14 protein-coding genes are annotated in these 12,554 nt (G+C 49.4%); 9 read left to right on the top strand and 5 right to left on the bottom strand.

Annotated features, from left to right (window positions below; translation table 11 throughout):
• Positions 1 to 100 precede the first annotated feature (100 nt).
• The 3 genes from ACQGXV_RS19395 (at position 101) to ACQGXV_RS19385 (ending at position 1,955) form a co-directional block, all read left to right on the top strand.
• Positions 101 to 1,024 (top strand): IS5 family transposase, encoded by a 924-nt coding sequence (locus tag ACQGXV_RS19395; RefSeq protein WP_440862801.1) that lies wholly within the window; start codon positions 101 to 103, stop codon positions 1,022 to 1,024.
• 72 nt (positions 1,025 to 1,096) lie between these two features.
• A complete protein-coding gene (locus ACQGXV_RS19390) occupies positions 1,097 to 1,759 on the top strand; it encodes a transposase family protein (RefSeq protein ID WP_440862800.1) in 663 nt (220 codons plus the stop codon).
• Positions 1,749 to 1,955, top strand: coding sequence for a transposase family protein (locus ACQGXV_RS19385; RefSeq protein ID WP_440867515.1), 207 nt, complete (start codon positions 1,749 to 1,751; stop codon positions 1,953 to 1,955). Before ACQGXV_RS19390 ends, ACQGXV_RS19385 begins: the two co-directional genes overlap by 11 nt.
• 27 nt (positions 1,956 to 1,982) lie before the next feature.
• Here the strand turns inward: ACQGXV_RS19385 and ACQGXV_RS19380 are convergent, their stop codons facing one another.
• Positions 1,983 to 3,194 (bottom strand): IS256 family transposase, encoded by a 1,212-nt coding sequence (locus ACQGXV_RS19380; protein WP_440862551.1) that lies wholly within the window; start codon positions 3,192 to 3,194, stop codon positions 1,983 to 1,985.
• 1,234 nt (positions 3,195 to 4,428) lie between these two features.
• Here ACQGXV_RS19380 and ACQGXV_RS19375 point away from each other — a divergent pair.
• From ACQGXV_RS19375 to ACQGXV_RS19360, 4 genes are read left to right on the top strand one after another with little or no spacing between them, the layout of a single operon-like run.
• Positions 4,429 to 5,352 (top strand): IS5 family transposase, encoded by a 924-nt coding sequence (locus ACQGXV_RS19375; protein WP_440862799.1) that lies wholly within the window; start codon positions 4,429 to 4,431, stop codon positions 5,350 to 5,352.
• 57 nt (positions 5,353 to 5,409) lie between these two features.
• On the top strand, positions 5,410 to 6,981 hold the full coding sequence (locus tag ACQGXV_RS19370; RefSeq protein WP_440862798.1) for an ABC transporter substrate-binding protein: 1,572 nt from the start codon (positions 5,410 to 5,412) through the stop codon (positions 6,979 to 6,981).
• 55 nt (positions 6,982 to 7,036) lie between these two features.
• Complete coding sequence (locus ACQGXV_RS19365; protein ID WP_440862797.1) at positions 7,037 to 7,264, top strand: hypothetical protein; 228 nt, start codon at positions 7,037 to 7,039, stop codon at positions 7,262 to 7,264.
• Positions 7,265 to 7,302: 38 nt separating this feature from the next.
• The gene (locus ACQGXV_RS19360) at positions 7,303 to 7,542 is read left to right on the top strand and encodes a transposase (RefSeq protein ID WP_440862796.1); all 240 of its coding nucleotides are present in this window, start codon (positions 7,303 to 7,305) and stop codon (positions 7,540 to 7,542) included.
• 9 nt (positions 7,543 to 7,551) lie between these two features.
• Here ACQGXV_RS19360 and ACQGXV_RS19355 read toward each other — a convergent pair whose 3' ends face one another.
• Genes ACQGXV_RS19355 through ACQGXV_RS19345 form a run of 3 tightly spaced genes read right to left on the bottom strand, consistent with a single transcriptional unit; the run spans position 7,552 to position 8,512 of the window.
• On the bottom strand, positions 7,552 to 7,674 hold the full coding sequence (locus ACQGXV_RS19355; RefSeq protein WP_440862795.1) for a hypothetical protein: 123 nt from the start codon (positions 7,672 to 7,674) through the stop codon (positions 7,552 to 7,554).
• A 15-nt stretch (positions 7,675 to 7,689) separates the two neighbouring features.
• Entirely contained in the window at positions 7,690 to 8,223 is a 534-nt protein-coding gene (locus ACQGXV_RS19350) for an IS630 family transposase (protein WP_440862665.1), read from the bottom strand.
• The gene (locus tag ACQGXV_RS19345; RefSeq protein WP_440862584.1) at positions 8,147 to 8,512 is read right to left on the bottom strand and encodes an IS630 transposase-related protein; all 366 of its coding nucleotides are present in this window, start codon (positions 8,510 to 8,512) and stop codon (positions 8,147 to 8,149) included. The genes ACQGXV_RS19350 and ACQGXV_RS19345 overlap by 77 nt, the downstream gene beginning before the upstream one ends.
• A gap of 41 nt (positions 8,513 to 8,553) precedes the next feature.
• Between ACQGXV_RS19345 and ACQGXV_RS19340 the strand changes: the two genes are divergently transcribed.
• Entirely contained in the window at positions 8,554 to 9,417 is an 864-nt protein-coding gene (locus ACQGXV_RS19340; RefSeq protein WP_440862794.1) for an IS3 family transposase, read from the top strand.
• A gap of 102 nt (positions 9,418 to 9,519) precedes the next feature.
• On the opposite strand, the gene argA is transcribed toward ACQGXV_RS19340, so the two are convergent.
• Positions 9,520 to 10,854, bottom strand: coding sequence for an amino-acid N-acetyltransferase (gene argA / locus ACQGXV_RS19335; protein ID WP_440862793.1), 1,335 nt, complete (start codon positions 10,852 to 10,854; stop codon positions 9,520 to 9,522).
• 399 nt (positions 10,855 to 11,253) lie between these two features.
• Between argA and amiC the strand changes: the two genes are divergently transcribed.
• Entirely contained in the window at positions 11,254 to 12,498 is a 1,245-nt protein-coding gene (gene amiC / locus ACQGXV_RS19330) for an N-acetylmuramoyl-L-alanine amidase AmiC (RefSeq protein WP_440862791.1), read from the top strand.
• Positions 12,499 to 12,554 lie beyond the last annotated feature (56 nt).

The raw sequence follows: 12,554 nt of genomic DNA, 5'->3' as shown, positions 1-12,554 counted from the left end.
AGAGGTTTAACTTAGAGAATAAAGGGCTTTGTTGAATAAATCGAACTTTCAGGGGATCGCCGGATCAAAGCACTATCATCGCTCCCGATAGCAGCTCCCCATGGCAAAGCAAAAGTTTAAAATCACCAACTGGCCCACCTACAACAAAGCACTCAGACAACGCGGCTCCCTGACGGTCTGGCTTGATGAGTCGGCCATCGCTGCATGGACTGACAGTTCTTCGCCTGAAGGTCGTGGTCGGCCGCTTTACTACACCGATATGGCTGTTACCACGGTTTTGATGATAAAGCGCGTGTTTAACCTGTCGCTCCGGGCATTACAGGGCTTTGTCGACTCGGTTTTTACACTGATGAGCCTGCCACTGCGCTGCCCGGACTACTCTATGGTCAGTCGGCGTGCAAAAACCGTCAGTATCAGCATAAAAACGCCAACGCGTGGTGAAATCTCGCATCTGGTCATCGACAGTACCGGTCTGAAGGTCTTTGGCGAAGGTGAATGGAAAGTCAGGCAGCATGGGGCTGACAGACGAAGAGTGTGGCGCAAGCTTCATCTGGCAGCAGACAGTGCGACGCATGAGATTATCTGTGCCGACTTATCGCTCAGCGGAACGACAGATGCGCAGGCACTGCCGGGCCTGATTAACCAAACCCACCGAAAAATCAGGGAAGTGTCAGCAGACGGTGCTTATGACGCCCGTTACTGCCACGATGCGTTGCTAAGAAAGAAAATCAGGCCCCTTATCCCGCCGCGAAGCGGAGCCAAATACTGGCCGGACAAGTACCATGAACGTAACCATGCGGTGGCGAATCAGCGTCTGAGCGGGAGTAATGATATGTGGAAAAAGAAAGTGGGTTATCACCGGCGTTCAGTGGCAGAAACAGCGATGTTCCGCATAAAAACTTTGCTGGGTGGCCATCTGAGCCTGCGTGACTATGAGGCTCAAGTAGGTGAAGCCATAGCGATGGTCAAAGCGCTGAACCGTATGACGTTGTTGGGTATGCCACACAGCGTCAGGATAGGATAACAGGTGTAGCAGAGGGAGTCATCCTGTCGGCTAATTCTGATTTATTCAACAAAGCCATTATCAGTCGAAGAATTGAAAAATTTAGCCGCTGAATTTTCAGCTTGTTATTTGATTTATCGGAAAAAGAATCGAAAAGATCACGAGCGGCAGATGGGTGCAGGGCAGAAAGGATTTATCCCAACCCCATTAGATAAACTGCTTTTTATTTTATTGTATTTAAAATGTTATCCGACCTATGATTTGCAAGGACTTCTTTTTGGTTTAGATAGAACACGGGTATGTCGCTGGGTAAAAATATTATTGCCGGTTTTAGAGATGACCTTGGGGCGAGAATGTGTTTTGCCCGCTCGTCAAATTCGCTCTGCTGAGGAATTTTTTCGCGCCTTTCCTGGAGTTAAAGACGTCTTTATTGATGGGACAGAGCGACCTGTCCAAAAGCCTAAGAATCTGCGTCGGCGAAAAAAAATGTATTCGGGAAAGAAAAGACAGACCACTCGAAAAGCGCTTATTATGACTGACGAAACAAGGCAAATTGGATTTATCCCCATGAGCAAAAATGGGCGCCGTCACGATAAACGCTTACTCGATAAAGTCGATATAATTCGCCATATTCCTCCTGAGGTAACCATCTGGGCAGATACCGGTTTTCAAGGTATAGCCAAGCGACATTATTTTGATAACAGCCAGCTATGCTTCTTTGCCGCATATCAGGGCATAGGATGTAATCATTTTTAAGTCGGTTGGCTATATAGATAAACAGCATCCTAATACACAAATCCCAAAAAAAGGAACTCGAAAAAGACCTTTATCGCCTGAACAAAAACAAGAAAATAAAATAATCTCTGGCATCCGTATTACAGTTGAACACGCCATCGCGGGTATCAAGCGCCTCGGTTGCATGACCCAAATTTTACGGAATCGGAGTCTGTAAAGAATTTTGTGTAAATGGCTCCATTGCTTAACCGGAGATTCGTTCTCCATACATCAACATGAATTGGCTCATAGCAGGTTTCCAGTCTCTGATTGGCAAGGTCCATTTAGCAGAGATATTATGCAAGGCTAGATAGAGTAATTTTATCACCGAGTCATCCGTTGGAAATATTCGTCGCGTTTTCGTTATCTTGCGCAATGAAGCATTTAACGACTCTATCGCGTTGGTGGTGTAGATAACCTTGCGGATCTCCGGCGGAAAGTCAAAAATGACGATGAGACGTTCCCAATTATTTCTCCACGACGGGCTGATCGTCGGGAACTGTTCATCCCATTTGGCCGCGAAGGCATCCAGGGCCTCTTCAGCGCCCTCTAGCGTTGCGGAACTATAGATGGTGCGCAGGTCAGCAGCAACGGCCTTACGCTCTTTCCAGCCGACGTAGCGCAGCGAGTTCCGCACCTGATGCACAATGCAGAGCTGTACCCGCGTATGCGGGTAAACAGCTTCAATGGCATCAGGAAAGCCTTTCAGGCCATCGCAGCAGGCGACGAAGATGTCCTTTAGCCCACGATTTTTCAGTTCTGTCATCACAGATAACCAGAACTTGGCCCCCTCAGTTTTGGCTATCCATAGCCCCAGCAGCTCTTTTTCGCCCTGGCCGTTGACGCCGAGGGCCAGATAAACAGACTTGTTGGCCACGGCTCCGCCGTCCTGGCTTTTGACAACAATACAGTCAAGGTAAACAATGGGATAAAGCGCATCCAGCGGCCGTTGCTGCCAGCGCTTAACTTCATCCATCACAGCATTGGTCACTTGAGAAATGAAGCCAGCGGAAACATCGACCCCGTAGACTTCTTTAAAGTGTGCCTGAATATCACGGGTTGATAACCCTCTGGAATAGAGAGAAATAATGCGGTCATCGAAGCCGTTAAGCTGTTTTTCGTGCTTACCGATCAGTGTCGGCTCGAAGGTACTGTTGCGGTCGCGCGGAATATCGAGCTCGATCTCCCCATTTTGGCTACGTACGCTCTTGGATGTCTTGCCATTGCGTGAGTTGCCTGAATGATTACCAGCCGGGTCATGCTTAGCATACCCAAGGTGCATCTCCATCTCAGCTTCAAGAACCCGTTCCGCCAGTCTTTTAGTCAGCACCTTGAGTAGGCCTGATTCACCCAGCAGATCCTGAGGGGAGTGACAATCTTGAAGCAGTTGGTCAATAAGTTCGTTGCTGATAGGCATTTTGTTATCCTTTGAAGGTTTTCCTCAAAATGCCATTTACACAGATTATTTTACAGTCTCCGGAATCGTAGACCCTTTATTGATGATACCTTCTTACTCCTTAGCGTCGGTCTTTGGAATTTCCATCTCAGAACAGCGTAAAATTTACTTCAATCACCGAAACACCCTTATTTCACTATTAAGCAACACGCTTAATGATTGCTTTACATAAACGATTATCTCGTAACAACCGCTCTTTGTTGATCATTTCAAACCTTTATTCTCTAAGTTAAACCTCTTTTTATTCTCAATAGCCTGACAAAAAATGCAAGTCTCTATTCAGCAACTAGTTTAACGCCAAAATATGGCGTTAAAAAATCGTGAAAACAGTGCCACTGTTATAAAAGAAATACCCCAGAAACTTCAAGTACGCGTGTTATGCGGAATATATAGCCAAGCGACATTATTTTGATAACAGCCAGCTATGCTTCTTTGCCGCATATCAGGGCATAGGATGTAATCATTTTTAAGTCGGTTGGCTATAGCTTTGCTTATGCGGATTTAAACGTTTGTTTAAAACGCATGTTAGGATAGGGTTTAACCGCAATAAGCCAGTCGAAAAGTTTGCCTCAGCAACGGACTGTGATTGATTCGCCACCGCGCGAAATAATAAATAATCAATTGTTTTAGTTAGTTTTTATTGAATAGCAAATACCAAAACCAGGAATTCATGATGACTCGCACACTGACAATCCCTTTATTTATGACCCGATGTTAGTTTCCTGATAGTGATTTCTCGATCGCCGTGATTACCGCACTTTTCCTCTGCATAGCGCGGGCTTTGTTGAATAATTTAAGATGCTGATTTATATAAGCATTATAAAATTTCAACGACTGATTTTTCCTCTCGGAATGCTTTTTATTGTGCTAACTATTTGATTTGTCGTTCTAACAAAATACATTCTCTGTAAATGCATTCTAACTAAAGAAGATGTAAATCAAACGGTTAAATTATTCAACAAAGCCCATAGCGCGTCGAATTGTTACGCTGCCAGGCTGGTATATCAGCGAAAAAAATGCTCACAAAAAACCGCATAATCGACAGGGATAATATCCCTGAAAAATACGGATAAATACCATGAAACATAAAGCGATATTATCTGCGCTGATAATGGCAACGGCTTTGTTGAATAAATCGAACTTTCAGGGGATCGCCGGATCAGAGCACTATCATCGCTCCCGATAGCAGCTCCCCATGGCAAAGCAAAAGTTTAAAATCACCAACTTGCCCACCTACAACAAAGCACTCAGACAACGCGGCTCCCTGACGGTCTGGCTTGATGAGTCCGCCATCGCTGCATGGACTGACAGTGCTTCGCCTGAAGGTCGTGGTCGGCCGCTTTACTACACCGATATGGCTGTTACCACGGTTTTGATGATAAAGCGCGTGTTTAACCTGTCGCTCCGGGCATTACAGGGCTTTGTCGACTCGGTTTTTACACTGATGAGCCTGCCACTGCGCTGCCCGGACTACTCTATGGTCAGTCGGCGGGCAAAAACCGTCAGTATCAGCATAAAAACGCCAACGCGTGGTGAAATCTCGCATCTGGTCATCGACAGTACCGGTCTGAAGGTCTTTGGCGAAGGTGAATGGAAAGTCAGGCAGCATGGGGCTGACAGACGAAGAGTGTGGCGCAAGCTTCATCTGGCAGCAGACAGTGCGACGCATGAGATTATCTGTGCCGACTTATCGCTCAGCGGAACGACAGATGCGCAGGCACTGCCGGGCCTGATTAACCAAACCCACCGGAAAATCAGGGAAGTGTCAGCAGACGGTGCTTATGACGCCCGTTACTGCCACGATGCGTTGCTGAGAAAGAAAATCAGGCCCCTTATCCCGCCGCGAAGCGGAGCGAAATACTGGCCGGACAAGTACTATGAACGTAACCATGCGGTGGCGAATCAGCGTCTGAGCGGGAGTAATGATATGTGGAAAAAGAAAGTGGGTTATCACCGGCGTTCAGTGGCAGAAACAGCGATGTTCCGCATAAAAACTTTGCTGGGTGGCCATCTGAGCCTGCGTGACTATGAGGCTCAAGTAGGTGAAGCCATAGCGATGGTCAAAGCGCTGAACCGTATGACGTTGTTGGGTATGCCACACAGCGTCAGGATAGGATAACAGGTGTAGCAGAGGGAGTCATCCTGTCGGCTAATTCTGATTTATTCAACAAAGCCAATGGCAACCTCATTATTCAGTCTGCCGGGGTTAGCCGATACGGCAACGCCGCAACCGGGTGTTACCCCGCAACGCGGCGGCACGCTCAACTTTCTGGCCGAGCCCGAACCGCCAGTCCTGACCAGTTTGGTCAGCACCAGCGGCGCGGTGATGAAAGTTAACGCCAAAGTGATCGAAGGGTTGCTGGATTACGATTTTAACATGAACCCGGTGCCGCAACTGGCGACCAGTTGGTCTGTCAGCCCGGATGGCAAAGCGTACACCTTCCATTTGCGTCAGGGTGTAAAATGGCATGATGGCAAAGACTTCACCTCTGCGGATGTCGCCTTCTCCATTCTCACCGTGAAGCAATATAACTCTCGGGGTAAGGGCACGTTTGCTAACGTTACCGAGGTAAAAACGCCGGATCCCTATACCGCTATCATTGAGCTGTCGCAGCCTGCGCCCTATTTGCTGAGTGCGTTTTCAGCGAATGAAGCGCCTATGGTGCGCAAGCATCTCTACGAAGGCACCAACATTCTCTCCAAGCCGCACAACACCGCACCGATCGGTACTGGCCCGTTTGTGTTTAAAGAGTGGGTACGCGGCAGCCATATTCTGTATGAGCGCAACCCGAACTACTGGGATAAGCCCAAGCCTTATATCGATCGTTTAGTGGTAAAAATCATTCCTGATGGCGCCACGCGCACCATTGCCTTGGAAACTGGCGCGCTGGATCTGGGCAATGATACGCCCATCCCGATGAGTGAAATTGAGCGCATCAAGAAGAACCCGAAACTGGGCATTGAAACCCGCGGTTATGGCTACAGCCCGACGCAAACCCGTATCGAGTTCAACCTGGATAATCCGTACCTGAAAAACCTCAAGGTGCGCCAGGCGATTGCGCACAGCATCAATCTCGATGTGCTGAAAAAAGTGGTGTGGTATGGCTATGCCTCGAACTCTCCCACAGGGATCACGCCGGAACTTACGCAGTTCCACGACAGCACGCCGTCACCGTACAATTTCGATATCGCCAAGGCAAACAAACTGCTGGATGAAGCGGGCTTCCCCCGTCAGGCCAACTGCATTCGTTTCCAACTGGTACACGATTTTATGCCTTACGGCGACAGCTTTAAACGCGTTGTTGAATACCTGAAATCCGCGCTGGTCAAAGTGGAGATTGACGTCACCATTCGCTCGCAGGACTTCGCCACCTTTGTCAAACGCGTCTATACCGATAGCGACTTTGACTTCAACAACGGCTCCATTTCCAACGTGTTCGATCCGGCGGTTGGTGTGCAGCGTCTCTACTGGTCGAAAACCTACTCACCGGGCGTGCCGTTTGGTAATGGCTCGCACTACAGCAACCCGGAAGTAGATCGTTTGCTGGAGCAGGCCGCCGTTGAGACCGATCAGGCGAAACGCGTGGAGTTGTACAAACAGTTCCAACGCATCATCGCGACCGAGATTCCGGACCTTAACCTGTTGCAGATCAACCGACTGACTATCTACAACAAGCACGTCCACGGCTTTATCAACGGCATTCAGGGTGTGAATGGCAGCCTGGCTGACGTTTGGATTGAACAGTAAGTAATACGACAGTCCCGCGACGGCGGGACTGTGTTTTTTTGATAGAGGTAGGGCGATGAACAGATTGCAACGCACGCTATTGCATGCGCTGCGCGCCCAGTTCGGGCTGGATCAGCCTATTCTTTCCCAACTTCTCAGCTACCTTGGCAACCTCAGCCACTTCAGCCTCGGCTTCTCACCGCGCTATAACGCCCCCGTGATGGACCTGATCATGGCACGGCTACCCAGCACGCTGCTGGTGATGCTGCTTTCACAGACCATTGCGATTGTAGTGGTTGAATAATCAGGACACTAAACTTACATCCAAAACGGAGGTGTTTAGTGAACCATAAACGACAATTTACCCCTGAGTTTAAAAAGGAAGCCGTTGCCCTGATAACAGAGCAGGGCTATACGATAGCCAGGGCAGCAGCATCGCTGGGCATAAGCAACAAAACCCTGCATACATGGGTCTCGCTGGCACGCGAGCAGAGCAACGGCGTACTCAGCGATGATGAACGTGCAGAGTTAAAACGGTTACAAAAGGAAAACAAAGAGTTACGTACAGAGAAGGAGATATAGCCAACCGACTTAAAAATGATTACATCCTATGCCCTGATATGCGGCAAAGAAGCATAGCTGGCTGTTATCAAAATAATGTCGCTTGGCTATACTAAAAAAGGCGAGTGCCTTCTTCGCGAAACATATAGCCAAGCGACTTAATTTTGATTACACCATATGGACTGAGAACAAACTCTCTGTATCGCAACCCATCTCTCTTTTTTTGCTTTTTGCTTGTGCCCATTTATGCTCAATTGGGTTAAGATCTGGCGAATATGTAGGCAAATACTCCACCATATACCCTGCATCGATGATGACTTGTTGAATATTATGTTTTTTGTGAAAAGTGGCATTGTCCATCATGATTACACTGTTTTTAGGGAGTACTGGGATAAGGACTTGTGTGACCCAGGCATAGAAAACATCGCTGTTAATATTGATATCAAATAATCCGATAGCAAACAGCGTTGTGCCTAATAAAGCGCCGATAACATTTGTTCTTCCCCTAGCTCCCCAGTTCTTCAGGCCAAAACACCGTTGACCTTTTGGGGAATAGCCGTGAGTCCGTGGGGCATCGTGTGAAAAACCACTTTCATCAATAAAAACAATAGGTTTACCTTCTTTTTCATACTGTTGTTTTTTTTGTTGAAATCCCTGCCGGGCGTTTTCGTCGGCTTTCGGATGACGTAGAGTTTTTTTTATAGGTCAATCCCAGCTTTTTAAGCGCTTGCCAAATGGCCTTCTGACAAACGCCAAAACGCTCTGCACGTTCTTTTTGGTAAGCATCTGGATATTGTTCAACATCTTTTATCAACTCGGATTTATCGATCTTTCGCTGACGCGTGGTCGATGCTTTTGACTCTATTTGATTAATCCAACGCGATACAGAGGCAGGGCCAATCCGAAATTGCTTCGCTGTTTCTCGGATACTCAACCCTTCGTTTTTCCGTGTAGATATCACTTTACGTCTAAAATCAATTGAATAGCTCATTTAAATAATGTAATCAAAATTAAGTCGTTTAGCTATATGTCGTGAGATACCGGTTCATTCTCGACAATGCCACTGACTTCAGCGTTCGTACACTCTGTCGGGTCATGCGTGTGACAGCCTCTGCCTGGTATGCATGGCGAAAAAAGCCCGCCGAACCGCTGCAAAAAGACGTGGAGGTCCGGGTCAGGTTAAAGGCGCTGTTCGCCGCCAGCAGGCAGGGAGCAGGAAGCCGGACGCTGGTCAAAAGGCTTCGTGGAGAAGGCATCATAATCAGCCGCTGGCGGGTGAGGAAAATCATGCAGGAAGAGGGGCTGGTCTGCCGACAGCGCCGGACTTATAAAGTCACGACAAAACCCCGTCCGGGTGCAGAGGTGGCCCCAAACCTGCTGAACCAGAATTTTAACCCGCCGGGGCCAAATCAGGTGTGGGCGAGTGACATCACGTATCTGAAGACCGGTGAAGGTTGGCTGTATCTGGCGGCTATTATGGATTTGTACTCCCGGCAGATAGTGGGCTGGCAGGTGGACAGACGGATGACCTCATCGCTGGTCTGCGGGGCCCTAATGAAGGCATATAACCTGCGAACTCCCCCGCCGGGCCTGGTGGTGCATACGGACAGGGGGGCGCAGTACACGGGACAACGCTTTCAGGCGCTGCTGAGCAGCTACAGGCTGAGGAGCAGTATGGGAGACGTGGGTGCCTGCTGGGATAATGCGGTGATGGAGCGCTTCTGGGGCAGTCTGAAACATGAATGGTTGCTGCTGGTACCCCAGCCAACACGGGCTTACATGGAGCATGATGTGGCGACGTATATCCGCTACTACAACCTAGACAGGCATCATGCCACTAACGGGGATCTGTCTCCGGTGCGTTATGAACAAATGGCTGAGAAAAAAGTGTCCTGATTTACTTGACCAGTGCAATGGACGGCAACTTATTGATAAAAATGTCGTGTATTGTCGTGCTTTGTTGTGTTTTGTTGCCTATTTTTTGCGCGCCAATTAACCCTAACTCTCTGATAATTCGTAGATTAGCACTTTAGAACTTCGCTGATAGTTATACAGTTCCTGCTTGCGTTTGGGCAGCATCTCCACCTCGGCGGGCTGAAAGCCGCGCTCCTGAAACCAATGGATGCTGTGTGTGGTGAGCACGAACAGTTTCTTCAGCCCCTGCTGACGCGCCTGTGCCGCAACGCGTTGTAGCAACATGTCTCCGCGCGAGGAACTGCGATAGTCAGGATGTACCGCGACGCAGGCCATTTCTCCAATGCTCTCTTCAGGGAACGGATACAGCGCGGCGCAGGCGATGGTCAGGTTATCGCGGACGACCACGGTAAACTTATCGATCTCCATTTCCAACTGTTCGCGTGAGCGGCGCACTAGAATTCCCTGCTGCTCCAGTGGGCGAATCAGCTCGAGAATACCGCCAATATCGTTAATGGTGGCACGGCGCACTTGCTCCGCGCTCTCCATAACGATCTGGGTACCAATACCGTCGCGAGAAAACAGTTCTTGCACCAATACACCGTCTTCCTGATAGCTGATCAGGTGACTACGCCGCACGCCGCTCCGGCATGCGCGTACGGCACCACGCAGGAAACGCACGGTTCCCGAGTTATAATCGCCATCGGCTTCGCGCTCTTCAATACAGCGCTGGGCGTCATCGGGGAACAGCTCAGAAATGATGGTGCCATCCTGCGTGGTAACCCCCTGAGAGGAACAGAAGCCGATCATTTTCTCGGCTTTCAGTTTAATCGCCAACTGGGTAGCCACTTCTTCAGACGTCAGATTGAAACTCTCGCCCGTGACGGAGACGGCAACCGGGCCGAGCAGCACAATGGCGCCGCTGTCTAACTGACGGTGTATCGCCGCTTCATCGACACGTCGTATGCGTCCGCTGTGGCAGTAGTCCACGCCATCATCCACCCCCAATGGCTGGGCGATAATAAAGTTACCGCTTACCACGTTGATGTGCGCCCCCTGTAGCGGCGTGTTATTCAAGCTCATGGAAAGACGCGCGGTGATATCCAGTTGCAGCATACCTGCGGCCTGTTTCACCAGATCCAGCGTGTTGCTGTCGGTGACACGGGTATGCTTATGATAACGCGGTTCGAAATGGTGTGTGGTCAGGCTGGCGTCAATCTGCGGACGGGCACCATAGACCACCACCAGCTTGATGCCGAGGCTATGCAGCAGACCAATATCGTTGACGATGTTGGCGAAGTTTTCATGTTCAATGGCTTCACCGCCCAGCATGATGACAAAGGTTTTGCCGCGATGCGCATTGATATAAGGAACCGAATGGCGGAAGCCTTGGACCAGTTCTGTACTACGTTCCTTCACTGCGAGCCTCTCTGAGTGAATTTTTATTCGTAATTTGTGTATCTTTATTCTAACTGAACGAAAAGGCAAGGAGTAAGTCTCACAATTCGGTCGTGTTCCGCGTTATTGCCCTCTTTCTCGGAGTGGGCTGATTTCCGTTGTGAATGACTGACTTGCTCTCCGGCCATTTATACGCCGTCACAATGATTTTTACATGACAGAGGTGGGAAGATTCGTTAAAGTTTTCACATTGTTAATACTGACTTTATCTTTTTCGCGTAATATCGCAGCAAGTTTTCTGTTGGTCTGTGTTTTTTTTGCCTGATATCACCGTTTGAGCACTTGCGCCAGTGCTTGCTTGCGACAGCATCACAATGACTACAGCACCATAATAACGACAGCATAACGAATTGGAGTGGCATGTCTTATTCGAATCACAATCAGACTCGCCGCCGCCTTTTGCAAGGCGCGGCGGCAACCTGGTTATTGAGCGTCAGCGGTGCCGGATGGGCCGCTGCCGCCCAGGTGATCGCCGTTCGCGTCTGGCCTTCTTCAGCCTATACCCGCGTCACGCTAGAGTCTAACCGTACGCTAAAATACAAGCAGTTTATGCTAACCAACCCTGACCGGCTGGTTGTGGATATCGAAGATATCCAACTTAACAGCGTGTTGAAAACGGTTTCGCAGCAGTTTCAGTCTGACGATCCGCTGATCAAAGAAGCCCGCATTGGGCAGTTTGATCCTAAAACGGTGCGCCTGGTGTTAGAACTGAAGCAAGCCTCCAATCCGAAAGTTTTTACTCTCGATCCCATTGCCGAGTTTAAACATCGCTTGGTGTTGGATCTCTACCCGGCGGTAGGGCGCCATGACAATGCCGACGATCCGCTACTGGCGCTGCTGGAAGATTACAATAAGGGCGATCTGGAGAGTAAATTACCGCCTGAAGCGCCGTTGGCGGGTAAAGCGGGGCGCGATCGTCCGCTGGTTATCATGCTCGATCCCGGTCACGGCGGTGAAGATCCCGGTGCCATTGGTAAAAATCGCACGCGTGAGAAAGACATCGTGTTGCAGATCGCACGGCGGTTACGCAGCCTGATTGAACGCGAACCCAATATGAAGGCGTACATGACGCGCAATGAGGATGTGTTTATTCCCCTGCGCGTGCGGGTAGCGAAAGCTCGCAAGCAGCGTGCCGATCTGTTTGTTTCGATTCACGCCGATGCCTTTACCAACCGCGCGGCCCGCGGCTCTTCGGTGTTTGCACTGTCGAAGAAAGGCGCAACCAGTACCGCAGCGCGTTTTTTGGCGGAAACGCAAAACGAATCCGATCTGATTGGCGGCGTGGGCATGAGTGGCGATCGTTATCTCGACCATACGCTGTTCGATCTGGTGCAGACCGCCACCATCAGCGATAGCCTGAAATTTGGCGGTGAAATCCTTAAGCGACTCGGCAAAGTGAATAAGCTGCATAAGAATAAGGTCGATCAGGCCGGGTTTGCGGTGTTAAAAGCACCCGATATCCCCTCGATTCTGGTAGAAACGGCGTTTATCAGTAATCTGGAAGAAGAGCGTAAATTGCGCACCAGCCACTTTCAGCAGCAAATTGCGGAATCTATTCTGGCGGGGATCAAAGCGTACTTTGCCAGCGTGGGCAGTCGTAAGTGAGGCGTTTGCGGTATTGAGAGGGTAAAAAACAAAAAAAACACCCGTCAGGGTGTTTA

Origin of the sequence: Symbiopectobacterium purcellii (assembly GCF_052050035.1) — a bacterium.
Taxonomy (GTDB): domain Bacteria; phylum Pseudomonadota; class Gammaproteobacteria; order Enterobacterales; family Enterobacteriaceae; genus Symbiopectobacterium; species Symbiopectobacterium purcellii_A.
The sequence above is the reverse complement of the archived record's forward strand: the minus strand, read 5'-3'. Positions and strand labels throughout refer to the sequence as shown.